This window comes from Amycolatopsis sp. cmx-11-12, from assembly GCF_046269425.1.
In the GTDB taxonomy this organism is placed as follows: Bacteria; Actinomycetota; Actinomycetes; order Mycobacteriales; family Pseudonocardiaceae; genus Amycolatopsis.
Window position 1 is genome coordinate 36,390 of sequence record NZ_JADNQM010000035.1, and the last position, 15,197, is coordinate 51,586.

The window sequence follows — 15,197 nt, forward strand, 5'->3', positions numbered from 1 at the left end:
GAGCAGCGATCTCGACGCGGGTCCTCGTGGTCGACGTGATCTTGTGCCCCTACACGACTGTGCGTTCAGCGCATCTGGGAAGCCGCTATCGCCGGGAAGCTTCACCTGAAAGGATGCAGGCTTTGGCAGAAGTGAGCGTTCGAAGGCGGGACCGTTAACGGCGAAAGCTCACAGATGTCTTGCAGGGCACGCATTCGGTCTTTCCGGGAGCGCGGGCTCCGGCGAACAACCTCTCCGAAGCCTGACGCGTCCACTGTGCATGATCATTCAGCGTGTGGTCCATCGTGCCGTCGCTTTGACGGCGGTTCTCAGTGCGGCACTGGTGGCCGTGGCCGCGCCGGCGTCCGCGGCCGACGACCAGGTGGTGACCGTGGTGAGCGAGGCCGACCGGGCCGCGGCGCTGGCTCATTGGACGCCGGAGCGGATGCGTCAGTGGGTGGGTGAAGAGGAGTTGCCGCCCGCCGAGAAGATCGGCCGCGAGTGGGAGGGGCCGGTGCCGCCGGGGGGCGGACGGCTGTTCTTCACCGCCGAACCCGGCGTCGACGGATCCTGCACGGCGACGGTGGTTCCCAGTTCCAGTAAGGACGTGGCGTTCACCGCCGGACACTGCGTGAACGGTGGACTGGACCGGTTCGACAACCCGATCAAGATCGTCAACGTCGTGTTCGTGCCGGGCTACGACCACGGCGCCGCGCCGCACGCGGTGTTCGCCGCCCGGGCCTTCGCCTGGTCCAGCACGTACTCGGGGCCGATGAGCGGTTCGGACGACGACGCGGTGATCGCCCTCGATCCGGTCGGCGGGAACCATGTCGCGGACGTCGCGGGCACTCAGGACATCTCGTTCGGGGAGCTTCCGTCCACTGTGGACGCGAGTATCCTCGGCTACCCCGTGTCGCGAGCGGCTGCCGGTGAGGCGTTGTTCTCCTGCGTGCGGCCCGCCACCCTCAAGGTGAATTCGGTGAACACGACCTGGAACACGGATTGCGACCTGGCCGGTGGCTCCAGCGGCGGTCCGTGGCTGCGGAATTTCGACCCCGTCAGTGGCAAGGGAACCCTGTTCAGTGTCACGAGCCGGGGAACGATGACCGAGGACGGCGTGACCACGGACCTGAGCGGCGCCGCACTGACGGAGCCGGTGCGGAAGCTGTACGAGCGAGCCGGCGAACTCTAGGCCCTGCTTTGTTACAGGAATCCGCGAAGTCCACTCGGTCGATTCTCCATCCGACTTTGGGTGTCGATTTCGTAGCCGGATTAGTGCGTTGGTGGGAATCTGGAATTCACCCGAACCGTGGCTGCGGAATGCGCGCATTTTCTTATAGTCGGGTCCTCGTCAGGGGATGAACCCGCCTCTGGCACAATCGCGCTCTGGTTGAGGCGGGGGTTTCTGAAACCTGAAGGGTTCCCATGAGTGTCCAGCTGAGTGTGCGTTCCGCGAATACGGAAGACGACCTTGTCGCTTTGGCCGAATGGCTGCGCGAGGAACGCGAGTTGCAGGGCCGCATCCGCCAGCTCCGCCGTCCGATCGCCGAAGGGGAACTGGGCGGCGCGTTCGAAATGATCGCCGTGGCCATCGGCTCCGGCGGGATGGGAAGCGTTCTGGCCGGTTCACTGACGACTTGGCTGCAAAACCGGCCGAAGACCTCGATCAAGATCACCCGGGGTGACCTGAGCATCGAAATCGACTCCGGCAAGGTCAAGGACCTTCCCCTGGTGATCGAGAAACTGATCGACGGGACCGATGGCGCCACGGGATGATCGACTACGGCAACTCCCGTGCTGTCCTCATCGGAATGTCCCGCTATGACGACGAGGATGTTCCCGATGTTCCCTCGGCGGTCAATAGTGTTCAGGGCTTGCGAGAGCTGCTGATCGACCCGGCCCTGTGCGGTTGGCCGGAGGACCGGGTGACGGTCATCGAGAATCCGCCGACGGCGAGCAAGCTCGCCCGGCGGTTGTACAAGTTGGCCGAGGAAACCACGGCGACCCTGCTGGTCTACTTCGTCGGGCACGGCGCACTTTCGAAAAACGGGGATCTTTGCCTCGTCGTCGGCGAGACCGAGATCGCGCACCCGGACCTGACCGGTCTGGCCTTCAACTGGGTCCGGTCCGCGGTGCTGGACAGCCCGGCGAAATCCAAGATCGTCATCCTCGACTGCTGCTACTCCGGCAGGGCGATCCCGGCCTTGGCCGGTGAGGACGACCAGTTCGCCAACGTCGCTGAAATCCGCGGCGCCTATACGCTCACGGCTTCGGACAGTCACGCGCGGACTCCGCCGGCGGGGGAGAAGCGTTGCACCCTGTTCACGGAGGCGTTCCTCGAGGTGGTCCGCAAAGGACTGCCCGGCGACCTGAAAGTCCTGACCTTCAGCGACATCTATCAGGAGCTATGGCAGAGGCTCATGGCCGACGGCCTTCCCCGGCCGAACCAGCGCGGCACCCACACCATGCTGCGCTATCCGTTTTCCCGTAACGCCGCCGTCGGCCTGGACATCGAGGACTACGCCGACCCACCGCCTCCTGTCGCGGTCGAAGCACCGTCGCGTACCCGTCGCCGCGCCCTGGTCATCGGTAGTGCGGTACTGGCCGCCTTGCTGATCGTGGTCGCGATCGTGTGGGCTCCGTGGCGCAAGGACGAGAAAGTCGACCTTCCCCCGCCCGCCCCTGCTGCGACGTCCTCTCGTGCCACCCCGGCCGCGGCACCCGGAAACCTCGGCGTGGCCCGAAACGGCGGGCAGGTCGCGGTGAGCTGGACCGCGCCCGATCTGGCAGGCGGTCAGCTGGTGCACTACCTCGTCAGCGGCACCGGCCTCGCGGAAAGGTCCGTGACGACGACCGAGACGACCTACACCGACGTGCCCGTCGGCGCGAACCTCACTTTCACCGTCCGGGCGATCACCAGAACCGCCACCGGTCAACAGCTCACCGGAGCCTCCGCGGCCAAGAGCCTGACCACCCCCGCGTCGCCGACGATCATCATCAGCCGCGGCGCGGACACCAGCAGTGCGAAATGCGAGAAGCCGGATTGCTCCTGGATCGACGCCCGGCTGACCGGCTTCCGCCCGCACACCTCTTACCAGGTGGTGCCCGTCGGCAACGGCCGCGTTTTCAGCGAACCTTGTGAGGCGACGACCGACGGGAACGGTTCGGCCACCTGTGACGATGTCCGCTACGACGTCCCCGGCGCCGACGTCTACGAGTACGTGGAGACCTCGGACGGCGTGATCAAGTCCAACGTCATCCACTGGGAACGCAGATAGCGGCGAGACCTCAAGAAAAGAGCCGACCTCACCGATGTCGATGCGGCCGGACCGGCTCCGACCCTTCCCTGAAAGCGCCGGGCAGCGGCGCCTCGGAAGCGGAGGAGGCCTTGCGATGAGCAAGGTGGTGCTGGATGTGTCGATGTCGCTGGACGGCTTCACCGCCGGGCCGAACGTCCGCGACGACGAGCCCATGGGCGACGGCGGTGAACGACTGCACGACTGGATGGCCGGGGAGGGGCCCGACGCCCACGCCTTCGAGCGGATCAACGCGATGGTCGGGGCCACCGTCATCGGGCGGCGCACCTTCGATCTCGGCCTGCGTCCGTGGGGCGGGACACCGTGGCCCGGCGTCCCCGGTTTCGTGGTCACGCACCGGACCAGGGAGGACCTCGTCGGCGACAACGGCGGGACGTTCGTCTTCGACAGGCTGGAGGCCGCCGTCCGGCGGGCCAAGGACGCCGCGGGGGACAAGGACGTCCTGGTGATGGGGGCGGACGTCGCCGGGCAACTGCTCGACGCGGGACTGCTCGACGAGGTCCATCTCCACCTCGCCCCGGTGGTGCTGGGGCAGGGGACCGCCCTGTTCGCCGGACACCTCGGCGAGCTGATCCCGCAGGGCGAACCCGCCGCGGGAATCGCTACCCACCTGCGTTATCGCGTCCGGCCCGCCGGTGGGTGAGTTCGGCGACGACGCGTTGCCACGCCGGTGACGCCTCGGAGATCCGGGAGACGACCAGCTTGAGGTAGCCCGGCTCGCCGCTGTCTCCTTCGTGTGCGATCTCCCAGGCGTCCAGGTCGTCGATGAGCCGGTCCAGCCGTGGATCGCGCGGATCCCAGTCGACCGCTTGATCGCAGGCGAGGTAGACGCGCAGGGTCTCGGGGTCGTCGAAGGCGGCGTTCTTGTCCCGCAGCCGCTCCGGCATGGCGCGCGGATCCAGCGCCCGCATCAGGATCCACGCGTCGCGCTCGAGCCGTATCCGCCGTTCGCTGACGCCGAGGCCGCGCATCCGATCCAGGATGGCGACCACGTCGGGAGGCAGGACGAGCCGTTCGCCGCCGGCCAGTTCCGCGATCCGGAGGCGGTTTTCGGTGAGCTGGTCGATCTTGCGCCGCAGTTCGGCGTCGATGTCGCTGATGGCGGCGGCGAATTCGGCCGGCTGGGCGTGCAGCAGCGCGTCGATCCTGGCCAAGGGCACCCCGGCGTCGGCGAGGGTCCTGATCCGGATGAGATCCACCGCCGCCTGCGCGCTGTACCGGCGGTAGCCGGAGGCATCGCGTTCGGGCTCGGGCAGGAGGCCGACGTGGTGGTAGTGGCGGACCGCGCGCACGGTCACACCGGCGGTCGCCGCGAGCTGGCCGATTGTGAGCACCGGGTGAGTCTAGGAGCGGCTGACGACGTCGCGGATCGCCTGCACCACGGCGTCGGGGCGGTCGAAGCAGAGCCGGTGGTGAAGGGTGTCGGTGAGGACGCGCTGCTCCCCGTGGGTGAATTTGCTCACCAGGGCCGCGTCCATCTTCGTTTTGGCGGCGTTGATCTCCTGTGCCGGGTGGGTGGGGTCGGTGCCCACGACGGTGAGCGCGATCACCGGGACGTCGGGGAGGTCCGGCCCGGCCTTCACCTCGGCGGCGAGCGCGACCAGCCCGCCGCGTTCGGCGATGCCGACGCGAAGCCATTCGTCGCTCACTTTGGCCTCGACAAGGGCCTGTCCGACGTCTTCCGGATAGCCCGCGCGCAACTCGGCGTACATCTCGCGAAGAGCCGGGCGCATCTCTTCGAGCCGGTCCGGATCGGGTGCCGTCCGTTCGGCTTCGGCCAGGCTCGCGGCAGCGGGCATGAAGTCGTCCCAGCCGGGATTGAGGGCGTCCAGCAAGACCAGCCCAGCGACGTCCTGCGGGTACAGCTGGGCGAACCGATGCGCGTAGAGACCGCCGAGGGAGTGCGCCGCCAGCACGTAGGGGCCCGCGATGTGCTGGGCGAGCAGCAGATCGCGCAGTTCCGTCGCGACCGCGGTCGCGGTGCGCGGCAGGGGGAGGGGATCGCTGTAGCCCGTGCCGCCGCGGTCGTACGCCACGGCGGTGGTGAACCGCGAAATCTCCTGCTGGACTCCGAAGTAGTCCAGACCGACCGCGCTCGCGCCGGGCAGGAACACGACGGCCGGTCCGCCGCTGCCCGACCGGTGCGTGAAAACGCGGCGGCCGTCGATCTCCTGGAACCCGCCGACGGGCGGGGCGAAGGTGCTGTCGTTCGTCATGCGCCAAGACTCCAACCCTGACGCAGGGTCAAGGTCAAGCTTTCAGGCGCGGAGCCCGTTGCCCAGGATCGACAGCAACCGAGGGCCCCGCGCGTCGAGTTCGGCGTCGGCTCGGACACTGCCGTCCGAGCGGCCGGCGGCCAGCAGCAGTTCCACCGCCTCACCGATCGGGCCGAGGCTGTGGGCGGCGAGGTCCCGCCACGTCCCCGCCTCGACGGCGGCGAACACGTCGCGTTTGACCCTGGCGTACGCGGCCACCCGGTCGAACCACGCCGCCAGCGCGTCCAGCGGCTTGTGCGTCGCCAGCAGCCGCGGGGCCGCGGCGATCAGCTCTTCGACATCACGGCGGTAGACCTCGGCGAGGAGGTCCTCACGGGTCGGGAAGTGCCGGTACAGCGCGCCATGCCCGATGCCGCAGGCCTTCGCGACCGCGTTGAGCTTCAGCTCTCCCGGCTCGCTCACGAGAACACGCGCCGCTTGGAGGATCCGTTCGCGGTTGCGCTGGGCGTCCGCACGCCGCGAGCCGCCGCTCTCGACAGAAGCGGACACGTGTCCGCTAGGCGGAGGATGTTCATGACCGTGCACGGCAAGGTCGTCGCCATCACCGGCGCCAGTAGCGGGATCGGTGAAGCGACAGCTCGCCACCTCGCCTCGCTCGGCGCGCCCGTCGTCCTCGGCGCCCGCCGCACCGACCGTTTGGACCGGCTGGTCGCCGAGATCGAAGCCGACGGCGGCAAGGCGGCCGCCCTCCGCGTGGACGTCACGGAATCGGGTGATCTCAAGGCGCTGGTCGACGTCGCAGTCGAGCGTTTCGGCCGTTTGGACGTCCTGGTGGGCAACGCCGGGGTCAGCAGGATCGGCCCCGTCGCCGACCTGGACGTCGAGGGGATCCTGCACGGGATCGCCGCGGCCCTGCCTGCGGCAGGAGAGCGCCGACGGCGTCCCGCGGACGACGTCGATCTCCCCCCGGCTACGTCCGCACCGAGCTTGTCGACGACGCCATCGACGATCCGGCCGTCCGTGAGCAGGTCAGGGGGACCATGGCCGAGCTCGGGATCGACCCGGCGGCGGTGGCGAGGGCCATCGCCTTCGCGATCGACCAGCCCGAGGACGTCGAGATCGGGGATCTGACCATCCGGCCGACTCGCCAGGGGTGAGATTTTCGACTCCTTGACACCGCGCTGACCTGCGGAATCTTCATTTCCGCCGCCCGGATCTCGTACTTTTTTGGGCCACAGCGTGTGCTGCCCGGCGGCACCTGTCAGAATGGTTCCCGAGATCGGGGCATCGAATGGGCTCAGACTCGCTATGAAGAGCAGGTAAAAGTATGGCTCAGGGCAGCGTTAAGTGGTTCAACGGCGAAAAGGGCTTCGGCTTCATCGCTCAGGACGACGGCGGACCGGACGTGTTCGTGCACTACTCGGAAATCCAGGGCAGCGGTTTCAAGTCCCTGGACGAAGGGCAGCGCGTGGAGTTCGAGATCGGCCAAGGCCAGAAGGGCCCCCAGGCCCAGCGCGTCGTCGCCATCTGACGTTTTTTCACACCGAAGGCCCCTGCCCGATCCGGGTGGGGGCCTTCGGGCGTTTGAGGGGCGGGTCAGTGATCGAGCCGCCGGGTGACCGCCGTCATCGCCCGGCCGACGGCCCGGAGGTCTTCCGGCTCGATCACGTCCACGAAGTGCTCCCGGACGGTGCGCAGGTTGTCCGGCGCCGCGCGCCGCAAAGTCTCGTGTCCCGCTTCGGTGAGCAGGGCGCTGACCCCCCGCCCGTCCTCCGCGGCCGACTCCCGCCGGACCAGGCCGCGGGTCTCCAGCCCGCTGACGCGGTGGGACAGCCGGCTGCGTGAGTAGTACGCCGACTTGGCGAGGTCGGCCATCCGCATCGAGTGCCCGTCCGCTTCGGACAGCCTCACCAGCAGTTCGTATTCCGCGAGCGACAGCCCGTGCTGCTCCCGCAGCCTCCGGTCGAGCAGATCGACGAACCGGACCGATCCTTCGATGAACGCCCGCCAGTCGCGCTGCTGATCCGCTTCGAGCCAGTTGGTCACGCCGCCAAGGTAGCAGTTGACGCTTTCAACTACTTCGGGCTAGTTTTGGTTGAAGACTTCAACCAGATGGGGAGAGCGATGGCGAACGACGCTTGGGTGGTGCGGGCAGGAGACGCGGAGACCATCGAGAAGCCCGCGTTGTGGTTGCTGGCCGACAGCAAGCACACGGGCGGGCTACTCGGCGCGAACCGGCTGTACCTGCGGGCCGGAGAGCCGGGCACGAAGCCGCACTACCACGAGAAATCCGCGGAGGCGTTCTACGTGCTCGACGGAGCGCTGCGCATGATGGTGGACACCGAGCCGATCACCCTCGAACGGGGCGGTTACGTCGTGGTCCCGCCCGGTGTGCGGCACGCGTTCGCCGCGTCGCCGGACACCGCCGCCGACGTCCTCATCACGCTGGCTCCGGCCGTCGAGCGCTTCGACTACTTCCGTGCGCTGCCCGACATCTTGAGCGGGAAGCTGCCGAAGGACGAGGTCGACCGGATCCACGAACGGTACGACGTCCATTTCGTGGCGGTGCCGGAATGGGACGAGCTGCTCGGCGGCGCATGACAAGAACCCGTTCATGCTTTCCCCTTCGGTTCACAATGCGAGCCGGGGCCGGTTGACGCTGCCGAAGAGGGGCGCCACTGTGGGCTTCGCTCGCGGATCCGCGAGCGACTTCGAACTCGGTGGACGGGGTTCAGCATGCACAAATTCTTCCGTTCCTCTCGGCGGCGTGCGCTGTTTTCCGGAGTGGTGACGGCGGCTTTGCTGGCTTTCGGGGCAGTACCCGCCGAGGCCGACCCTGGCTTCTACGAGCCACCGTCACCGCTTCCGCACGGTGGCAACGGTGACGTGATCAAGACGCTGCCGTCGACCTTCAGCGGGGCGAAGTCGACCCGGATCATGTACCTGAGCCGGGACGCCGCGAACCGCGCCATACCGATCACCGGCACGGTTCTGGTGCCGGACAAGGCGTGGAGCGGGCCGGGGCAGCGTCCGGTCGTGGCGTACGCGCCGTTCACGGCAGGCATGGGCGACCAGTGCGCGCCGTCGAAGTCCATGGCGGGCGAAGGCGGCGACTTCGTGTCCGCGTTCCAGAACTCCTTCGTGAGTGCCCTGCTGGACAAGGGTTTCGCGGTCGCCCAGACCGACTACGAAGGTCTCGGGATACCGGGGGAGCACACCTACGTGGTGCGCGAATCGGAAGCACACGCGGTGCTCGACGTGCTGAGGGCGGCGCAACGTCTGCCAGGAACCGGACTCTCGCCCGCGTCACCCGTCGGCATTGCGGGCTATTCGGAAGGCGGAGGCGCCTCCGCGTCGGCGGCCGAGTTGGCGCCGGCGTACGCGCCCGAACTCGATCTGAAAGGCGCCTACGTGGGAGCGGCGCCCGCTGACAAGGCAGTGCTCGCGAAGAGCCTGGACGGTGGGATGTACGTCGGTTTCCTCGGGTATTCGCTGGTCGGGCTCAACGCGGCCTATCCGGACGCCAAGATCCTGGATCTCGCCAACGACGCCGGTAAGCAGCTTTTCGAAGAAGCGCGGAAGACCTGCACACTGGACGCGGTCTTCAAATACATGTACCGCAACACCGCTCAGCTGACCAAGGACGGCCGCCCCGTCTCGGCCTACCTGGAGCAGGAGCCGTTCCGCGGCATCGTCGCGGCGAACCGGATCGGCACCCTCGAACCCGCCGCGCCGGTGCTGGTCGCGCATACGCCCAACGACGACGTCATCCCGTCGAGCATCGGCAAACAGCTCGGCAAGGACTGGTGCGCCAAGGGGGCGAACGTGCGCTATCAGGACATTCCGTCGTTCAGCCCGGTCTTTTCCCACGTCCTGGGGATTTCCTCCGCCCAGGGTGACGCGGCGAACTGGCTGAGCGAACGCTTCGCCGGAAAGCCCGCGACGGGGAACTGCGGCCAGTTCTAGATCAGTGTGGCCAGGCTCATCCGCGGGCCCGACGATGGGCTGTAGAGGCCCCGTCCCGGCTACCGATATCGTCTAGGGATGCTTGTGATCGTTCGTGAGCGCCCGTGCGGCCGGACGCGGTGAGCCGCTCCGCCCTGGAGCCCGAGCAGGTCGGACGGAAGGTGCGGTTGCGTGAGGTCGGCCTCCGGGACCGCCGGGTCCTGATGGGCTTCGACCGCGACATGGCCCGCGAGGCGACGCCGCTGATCGGCGGCGGGCACCGGCATTGGGCCTCGCACCGTTCGGGTTCCGCGGGCGACGACATCCACTTCGGCATCGAGACGGTCCGGGGCCGGATGCTGGTCGGTTCGGTCTGCACCATCGGCGCCGACCCGGTGACCGGCCTGTTCGGCTACGGCATCGGGATCGCCCCGCGTCACCAGCGCTGCGGGTACGCCACGGACGCGATCACCGTCCTCCTGGCGCATATGTTCGACCAGCGCGGCTTCCGCAAATGCGAGGTCAGCGTGTACGGCGGCAACCTGGCGTCGCTTTCGCTGCACGGCGGCCTCGGCTTTCGCGAAGAGAGCAGGCTGCGCGACACCGAAGTGGTACGCGGCGAGATCAAGTACCTGGTGCGGATGGGCATCACCGCGGAGGAGTTCGCCGCCCGCCGCCCGGACGACCTCGGCGACCTCGGCAGGCGCGGTCAGCACCGGCGGCCTCGCCGCGGCAAGCACTGGCGGGCGCCCGCCGCGGTCAGCGGCTGATCATCCCGGACTCGTAGGCGAAGACGACGGCCTGGACGCGGTCGCGGAGCCCGAGTTTCGTGAGGATGCGGCCGACGTGGGTCTTCACCGTCCCCGGCGACAGGAACAGCACTCCGGCGATCTCGGCGTTGGACAGCCCGCGGGCCAGGTGCTCCAGTACCTCGTGTTCGCGGTCGGTGAGCAGGGCGAGCCTGCCGTCCGGCGACGGCGTGGGCAGGCCGGTGACGACGCGGTCGAGCAGTCGCCGGGTGACGGTGGGCGCGAGGGTGGCTTCGCCGGAGGCCACGACGCGGACCCCGGCGAGCAGGTCCGGCGCGAGCGCGTCCTTGAGCAGGAAACCGCTGGCCCCCGCCTGAAGCGCCGCGTAGACGTATTCGTCCAGGTCGAAGGTGGTCAGCACCAGGACGCGGGCGCGGTGGGCGGCGGCGATCGCGGCGGTGGCCTCGACGCCGTCCATCCTGGGCATCCGGATGTCCATGAGCACGACGTCGGGATCGAGGTCCGCCACCAGTGCGACGGCCTCCGCGCCGTCGCCTGCCTCGCCGACGACGTCGATGTCTTCCGCGTTGTCCAGGATCATCCGCAGGCCGGTGCGCACGAGCGCCTGGTCGTCGGCGATGACCACCCGGATCGTCATGACGGCAGGGTCGCGCGGACGGCGAAGCCGCGTTCGGGGCGCGGTCCCGCGTCGAAGGTGCCACCCAGGACGTTCACCCGTTCCCGCATCCCTTCGAGGCCGTGCCCGGTGCCGGGCGGGGTGGCCGCCGTGATGCCATCGTCGGTCACCTCGATCTCCAGCTCGTCGGGCTCGTACCGCATCACGATAGTCACCGACGCGTCCGGGCCGGCGTGTTTCAGCACGTTCGTCAGTGCTTCCTGCACGATCCGGTAGACCGCCAAGTCCACTGTGGACGAAAGTGGCCGGGGTTCCCCTTCGACCACGAACTCGACGGGCGTGCCCGCGGAACGGATGTCGGCGGCCAGCCGCGGCAGGCGTTCCGCGCCCGGCTGGGGTTCCCAATCCGGCGTGTCCTGGCCGAGCGCGCCGAGCAGTCGCCGGATCTCGCTCAACGCGGTCCGCCCGGTGCCGACGATGGCGTCCAGCGCCTCGCGCGCCCGCTCCGGCCGCCGGTCCAGTTCCGCCTGGGCGCCTTGGGCTTGCAGCACCACCACCGAAAGCGCGTGTGCGACGACGTCGTGCAGTTCGCGGCTGATCCGCCCGCGTTCGGCGGCGACGGCCAGCGCGGCCTGGGTGTCCCGCTCGCGTTCGAGATCGGCGGCTCGCTGTTCCAGCACCGACAGCCGGATCCGCCGCTGCCGGGTGTTCAGCCCGGCCAGCCACGCCACCGCGAGCGACAACCCCATGGCAGGGAAGCCGCCCCAGTCCTGGACCTGGTCGTCGTCGCGGTCGGTGGGCGGTGCCAGCGGATCGATGACGATGATCCGCGGCGGCATCGGGACCGGCGTCCGCGTGTTCGCTTCGGAGGCATAGAACGACCACGCGCCGGTGACGAGCAGTCCCGCCGCCAGCAACGCGAAGGAAAGCCGTCGTGACCCCCAGGCCGCGACGGAGAACAGGCCGATCAACGCCACGACGTCGACCGGGTGGAGATCGTTGCCCATGACCAGATGCAGGAGGGAGACCGTGGCCCCGGCCGCGAACGTGATCTTGGGGTTGCGATGCCGGATCAGCAAGGAAGTCAAGGATACCAAGGAGGTCAGCCACCACTCGAATCCTTCCGGGTCGTCGGCAGTGACCACAGTGGACAGTCCGATGAGTACGGTCAGCCCGATGTCCACGGCCTTCGGGTGACTTCTGAGTTGGGCCAACACCGGCCGAGCGTAACCCCGGAGCAGCCTGCGCGGATCTACCGCGAGGCAGACATCGGAATACATCCTTCGATAGATGCGCGAATACGGCGCCGGGTCTCAGGCTGGGTGGAGGAAGATCCTCGACAGAAACGGAACCCTCATGAGAAGGCTTCTCGTCACAGCGGTCGCCCTCGCCGCCATGGTGTCCCTGGCGAGTCCGGCTTCGGCGGCCCCGCGACTGACGTTGCCACCGCCGACAGGCTCGCATCCCGTCGGCTCCACCGACCTGCACCTAACCGACCGGTCGCGCCAGGACCCCTGGGTGCCCACCGGGCCGCGGGAGCTGATGGTGTCGATGTTCTACCCGGCCCTGCTGCCCGTCGGCCCGAAACGGCCGTACCTCACCTTGGCCGAGGCCAAGGCGTTCCTGACCGAATCCGGCGTCCCGGACATCGACCCCGCGCGGCTCGCGGAGATCCGGACCAGTGCCAGGGTCGACGCCCCGCCGCTGCCAGGAAAGCGCGCGCTGGTCGTCCTGTCACCAGGGTTCGGCAAACCCCGCACCACGCTCACCGGACTCGCGGAGGAATTGGCGAGCAAGGGTTTCGTCGTCGCGCTGATCGGCCACAACTACGAATCCCACGGCACGGCCTTCCCCGACGGGCGCGTCACCGAATGCGCCGCGTGCGGTTCCGACTCCACCTTGCTCCCGCCGATCCGCGCACTGGACGTCTCGTTCGTCCTCGACACGCTGACCAGGCCTTCGTCGAAGTGGTCCTGGCTGATCGACCGGACGAAGATCGGCATGGCCGGGCATTCCATCGGGGGCTACAGCACGCCGACGGCGATGGTCGCCGACCAGCGGATCCGTGCCGGCGCCGACATGGACGGCAGGTTGTGGTCGCCGATCCCCGAGTCCGGGATCGACCGGCCGTTCCTGCTGCTCGGCCGCGAAAGCGAGTACACGCCGACCGGCCCGGACACGACCTGGGCGGCCAACTGGCCGAACCTCACCGGCTGGAAGCGCTGGATCAGCGTCGCGGCGGCAGGACATGCGTCCTTCACCGACGTCGGCGTGCTCGGCGAGCAGCTCGGCATCACCCCGCCCGGCACCCTCGGAGGCGAGCGTGGAATGGCGCTGACCAGGGCTTACGTCGCCGCGTTCTTCGACAAGCACCTGCGCGGCGGGAGTCAGCCGGTGCTGGACGGGCCGGTGGCGGGCAACCCCGAGATCAAGTTCTGGAACTGACCCCGGTGAGGCCGGCGGAGACCTGCCAGAGCCGCGCGGCCTCACCAGCGTCGATCGCGTAGGGCCGCACGCCGACCCACTCGCCCTCTTCGAGCGCGATTTCGGCGACGTCGCAGTCCTCGCAGTAGAGCCCGCCCATGCCTTCCAGTTGGGGTGACGTCGCGGCCCAGACCTGGGTGGCCGCGCCCTGCTCCGGCGACTTGAAATCCGGATCGGCCTGGGCGCCGTGCTCGTCGATCCAGCCGAAACCGACCATCTCCTCCTGCCGGAGATGCCGCTGCAACGGGGTGAGGATCGCGCCCGGATGCAGGCTGAACGCGCGGATCCCGTGTTCGGCGCCGAGCGCGTCCAGGTGCACCGTGAACAGCACGTTCGCCGTCTTGGCCTGGCCGTAGGCGAGCCACTTGTCGTAGCCGCGCTCGAACTGGACGTCGTCCCAGCGCATCGGCGACGAGTGGTGACCGGCGGAGGACACCGTGACGACACGGGCATCACCGGACGCAGCCAACGCGGGCCAGAGATGGTTCACCAGCGCGAAGTGGCCGAGGTGGTTGATCGCGAAGTGCGACTCCCAGCCGGGGCCCACCCGCCGTTCCGGTCCGGCCATGATCCCGGCGTTCGCGATCAGCAGGTCGATCGGGCGTCCGGTGCCGAGGAATCCGCGGGCGAAGGTCTCGACGCTCGCCAGATCGGCGAGGTCCAGCTCGCCGACCTCGGTGCCGGGGATCCCGGCGAGGGCGGTCTCAGCCTCGGCTGGACGGCGGGCGGGGACGACCACGTGCGCGCCGGCGTTCGCCAGAGCACGCGTGGTTTCCAGGCCCAGCCCCGAATATCCGCCGGTGACGAGGGCGAGTTTCCCCGGGAGGTCGATCCCGCGCAGGACTTCCGCGGCGGTGCTGCGCGCGTCGAAGCCGGACCCGATCTTGTGCTGTGAGGTGGTCATGCGGCGAACGCTAGGAGCTAGAGGGCTCTCTAGGTCAACCGCTATCGTCGGCGGCGTGACGGAACTCGCGATCGGCCAGGTCACCGACAGAACGGGCCTCAGCGTGCACGCGCTTCGCTTCTACGAGAAGGAAGGACTGCTCGTGGCGCCGGTGAAACGGGACGCGAACGGCCGTCGCGTGTACACCGAGCAGGACGTCGAATGGCTCTTGAACTGTACGAAGTTCCGGGCGTCCGGGATGCCGCTCGCCACCATCCGCGAATTCGCCGAACTCGTCCGGCAGGGGCCGGGGAACGAGGAAAAGCGACTGGATCTGCTGCGAGAGCATCAGGACAGCGTCCACGAGCGGATCGCCGAGCTGACCGATTGCCTGGCGCTGATCGACCGGAAGGTCGAGGTCTACGAGAAGCATGTCGCACGAGGGACGGCGGACGCCCTCTGGCGCTAGTCGTCACGTTTCGTGCGGCGGCTTCGTCCCAGAGGTATGACAAGGCAGCAGCTCACCAGGTTCACCGACCAGAAGACGATCCTGCTGAAGACCTTCAAACGGGACGGGACGCCCATCGGGACGCCGGTCAACATCGCCGTCGAAGGGGATCACGCGTACATCCGTACGTATGACGCGGCGTGGAAGGCCAAGCGACTGCGGAACGATCCGCGGATCGAAATCGCCCCTTCGACGTTCCGCGGCACCCCGACCGGCGAGCCCGTGCACGGGCGGGTCCGCCTGCTCGACGGTGCCGAGGCCCGGCACGCGGCCGCTCTCCTGGCCAGGAAGCACCGGCTCTTGCACGGCTTCCTCGTCCCGCTCGCGCACCGGCTGAAGAAGTACAAGACGCTTCACTACGAAGTCAGGCTCGACACTCAGCCATAGTCCACAGTGGACAGACACTGCCACCCGATCGGTGCAACGTTTCGCCTGGCCACCGGACGGAGCTGCCCCTAGGCTCTCTCCCTCGTGACCTG

General features: G+C 68.5%; 18 protein-coding genes and 1 pseudogene. 12 read left to right on the plus strand and 7 right to left on the minus strand.

Going from position 1 to position 15,197, the window contains the following annotated elements; translation table 11 throughout:
• The first annotated feature begins 259 nt into the window (after positions 1-259).
• The 4 genes from ACLARN_RS34725 to ACLARN_RS34740 all read left to right on the plus strand — a co-directional run bounded on the left by ACLARN_RS34725 (position 260) and on the right by ACLARN_RS34740 (position 3,939).
• A complete protein-coding gene (locus ACLARN_RS34725) occupies positions 260-1,171 on the plus strand; it encodes a trypsin-like serine peptidase (protein ID WP_409495705.1) in 912 nt (303 codons plus the stop codon).
• Positions 1,172-1,404: 233 nt separating this feature from the next.
• The gene (locus tag ACLARN_RS34730) at positions 1,405-1,755 is read left to right on the plus strand and encodes an effector-associated constant component EACC1 (protein WP_409495706.1); all 351 of its coding nucleotides are present in this window, start codon (positions 1,405-1,407) and stop codon (positions 1,753-1,755) included.
• Positions 1,752-3,257, plus strand: a complete 1,506-nt coding sequence (locus ACLARN_RS34735) for a caspase domain-containing protein (RefSeq protein ID WP_409495707.1) — start codon at positions 1,752-1,754, stop codon at positions 3,255-3,257. The genes ACLARN_RS34730 and ACLARN_RS34735 overlap by 4 nt, the downstream gene beginning before the upstream one ends.
• Positions 3,258-3,372: 115 nt before the next feature.
• Complete coding sequence (locus ACLARN_RS34740) at positions 3,373-3,939, plus strand: dihydrofolate reductase family protein (protein WP_409495708.1); 567 nt, start codon at positions 3,373-3,375, stop codon at positions 3,937-3,939.
• On the opposite strand, the gene ACLARN_RS34745 is transcribed toward ACLARN_RS34740, so the two are convergent.
• The 3 genes from ACLARN_RS34745 to ACLARN_RS34755 are packed head-to-tail and all read right to left on the minus strand — an operon-like array spanning position 3,899 to position 6,061.
• Positions 3,899-4,630: a MerR family transcriptional regulator gene (locus ACLARN_RS34745; RefSeq protein WP_409495709.1), complete on the minus strand. Its 732-nt coding sequence runs from the start codon at positions 4,628-4,630 to the stop codon at positions 3,899-3,901. The genes ACLARN_RS34740 and ACLARN_RS34745 overlap by 41 nt on opposite strands.
• Before the next feature lie 9 nt (positions 4,631-4,639).
• Positions 4,640-5,512 (minus strand): alpha/beta fold hydrolase, encoded by an 873-nt coding sequence (locus ACLARN_RS34750; RefSeq protein ID WP_409495710.1) that lies wholly within the window; start codon positions 5,510-5,512, stop codon positions 4,640-4,642.
• A gap of 42 nt (positions 5,513-5,554) precedes the next feature.
• Positions 5,555-6,061, minus strand: coding sequence for a TetR/AcrR family transcriptional regulator (locus ACLARN_RS34755; protein ID WP_409495711.1), 507 nt, complete (start codon positions 6,059-6,061; stop codon positions 5,555-5,557).
• A 24-nt stretch (positions 6,062-6,085) separates the two neighbouring features.
• Between ACLARN_RS34755 and ACLARN_RS34760 the strand changes: the two are divergent.
• A pseudogene (locus ACLARN_RS34760) lies at positions 6,086-6,669 on the plus strand (SDR family oxidoreductase).
• A 170-nt stretch (positions 6,670-6,839) separates the two neighbouring features.
• Positions 6,840-7,043, plus strand: coding sequence for a cold-shock protein (locus ACLARN_RS34765; RefSeq protein WP_005149851.1), 204 nt, complete (start codon positions 6,840-6,842; stop codon positions 7,041-7,043).
• A 65-nt stretch (positions 7,044-7,108) separates the two neighbouring features.
• On the opposite strand, the gene ACLARN_RS34770 is transcribed toward ACLARN_RS34765, so the two are convergent.
• Positions 7,109-7,558 carry a MarR family winged helix-turn-helix transcriptional regulator gene (locus tag ACLARN_RS34770; RefSeq protein WP_409495712.1) on the minus strand — a complete coding sequence of 150 codons (450 nt, stop codon included), beginning with the start codon at positions 7,556-7,558 and terminating at the stop codon, positions 7,109-7,111.
• Between the two features lie 78 nt (positions 7,559-7,636).
• Between ACLARN_RS34770 and ACLARN_RS34775 the strand changes: the two genes are divergently transcribed.
• The 3 genes from ACLARN_RS34775 (at position 7,637) to ACLARN_RS34785 (ending at position 10,227) form a co-directional block, all read left to right on the plus strand.
• Positions 7,637-8,113, plus strand: coding sequence for a cupin domain-containing protein (locus ACLARN_RS34775; RefSeq protein ID WP_409495713.1), 477 nt, complete (start codon positions 7,637-7,639; stop codon positions 8,111-8,113).
• 135 nt (positions 8,114-8,248) lie between these two features.
• Positions 8,249-9,478 carry a lipase family protein gene (locus ACLARN_RS34780; protein WP_409495714.1) on the plus strand — a complete coding sequence of 410 codons (1,230 nt, stop codon included), beginning with the start codon at positions 8,249-8,251 and terminating at the stop codon, positions 9,476-9,478.
• Positions 9,479-9,582: 104 nt separating this feature from the next.
• The gene (locus tag ACLARN_RS34785; RefSeq protein ID WP_409495715.1) at positions 9,583-10,227 is read left to right on the plus strand and encodes a GNAT family N-acetyltransferase; all 645 of its coding nucleotides are present in this window, start codon (positions 9,583-9,585) and stop codon (positions 10,225-10,227) included.
• Here ACLARN_RS34785 and ACLARN_RS34790 read toward each other — a convergent pair.
• A complete protein-coding gene (locus tag ACLARN_RS34790; protein ID WP_409495716.1) occupies positions 10,217-10,864 on the minus strand; it encodes a response regulator in 648 nt (215 codons plus the stop codon). The two genes, ACLARN_RS34785 and ACLARN_RS34790, sit on opposite strands and share 11 nt — an antisense overlap.
• A complete protein-coding gene (locus tag ACLARN_RS34795; RefSeq protein WP_409495717.1) occupies positions 10,861-12,060 on the minus strand; it encodes a sensor histidine kinase in 1,200 nt (399 codons plus the stop codon). The genes ACLARN_RS34790 and ACLARN_RS34795 overlap by 4 nt, the downstream gene beginning before the upstream one ends.
• A 139-nt stretch (positions 12,061-12,199) precedes the next feature.
• Here ACLARN_RS34795 and ACLARN_RS34800 point away from each other — a divergent pair, with 139 nt between their 5' ends.
• Positions 12,200-13,288 (plus strand): alpha/beta hydrolase family protein, encoded by a 1,089-nt coding sequence (locus tag ACLARN_RS34800; protein ID WP_409495718.1) that lies wholly within the window; start codon positions 12,200-12,202, stop codon positions 13,286-13,288.
• Here ACLARN_RS34800 and ACLARN_RS34805 read toward each other — a convergent pair.
• Entirely contained in the window at positions 13,272-14,231 is a 960-nt protein-coding gene (locus ACLARN_RS34805; RefSeq protein ID WP_409495719.1) for an SDR family NAD(P)-dependent oxidoreductase, read from the minus strand. The genes ACLARN_RS34800 and ACLARN_RS34805 overlap by 17 nt on opposite strands.
• A 55-nt stretch (positions 14,232-14,286) precedes the next feature.
• Between ACLARN_RS34805 and ACLARN_RS34810 the strand changes: the two genes are divergently transcribed.
• Both ACLARN_RS34810 and ACLARN_RS34815 read left to right on the plus strand, forming a co-directional pair.
• Positions 14,287-14,679, plus strand: coding sequence for a MerR family transcriptional regulator (locus ACLARN_RS34810; RefSeq protein ID WP_409495720.1), 393 nt, complete (start codon positions 14,287-14,289; stop codon positions 14,677-14,679).
• A gap of 36 nt (positions 14,680-14,715) precedes the next feature.
• On the plus strand, positions 14,716-15,105 hold the full coding sequence (locus tag ACLARN_RS34815; protein WP_409495721.1) for a PPOX class F420-dependent oxidoreductase: 390 nt from the start codon (positions 14,716-14,718) through the stop codon (positions 15,103-15,105).
• Positions 15,106-15,197 lie beyond the last annotated feature (92 nt).

Excerpts from the sequence above, each read along its gene's own strand:
- ACLARN_RS34815 (WP_409495721.1), top strand. The coding sequence starts at position 14,716 with ATGACAAGGCAGCAGCTCACCAGGTTCACCGACCAGAAGACGATCCTG.
- ACLARN_RS34800 (WP_409495718.1), top strand. The coding sequence starts at position 12,200 with ATGAGAAGGCTTCTCGTCACAGCGGTCGCCCTCGCCGCCATGGTGTCC.
- ACLARN_RS34765 (WP_005149851.1), top strand. The coding sequence starts at position 6,840 with ATGGCTCAGGGCAGCGTTAAGTGGTTCAACGGCGAAAAGGGCTTCGGC.
- ACLARN_RS34735 (WP_409495707.1), top strand. The coding sequence starts at position 1,752 with ATGATCGACTACGGCAACTCCCGTGCTGTCCTCATCGGAATGTCCCGC.
- ACLARN_RS34730 (WP_409495706.1), top strand. The coding sequence starts at position 1,405 with ATGAGTGTCCAGCTGAGTGTGCGTTCCGCGAATACGGAAGACGACCTT.
- ACLARN_RS34805 (WP_409495719.1), bottom strand. The coding sequence starts at position 14,231 with ATGACCACCTCACAGCACAAGATCGGGTCCGGCTTCGACGCGCGCAGC.
- ACLARN_RS34750 (WP_409495710.1), bottom strand. The coding sequence starts at position 5,512 with ATGACGAACGACAGCACCTTCGCCCCGCCCGTCGGCGGGTTCCAGGAG.
- ACLARN_RS34740 (WP_409495708.1), top strand. The coding sequence starts at position 3,373 with ATGAGCAAGGTGGTGCTGGATGTGTCGATGTCGCTGGACGGCTTCACC.
- ACLARN_RS34780 (WP_409495714.1), top strand. The coding sequence starts at position 8,249 with ATGCACAAATTCTTCCGTTCCTCTCGGCGGCGTGCGCTGTTTTCCGGA.
- ACLARN_RS34775 (WP_409495713.1), top strand. The coding sequence starts at position 7,637 with ATGGCGAACGACGCTTGGGTGGTGCGGGCAGGAGACGCGGAGACCATC.
- ACLARN_RS34790 (WP_409495716.1), bottom strand. The coding sequence starts at position 10,864 with ATGACGATCCGGGTGGTCATCGCCGACGACCAGGCGCTCGTGCGCACC.
- ACLARN_RS34725 (WP_409495705.1), top strand. The coding sequence starts at position 260 with ATGATCATTCAGCGTGTGGTCCATCGTGCCGTCGCTTTGACGGCGGTT.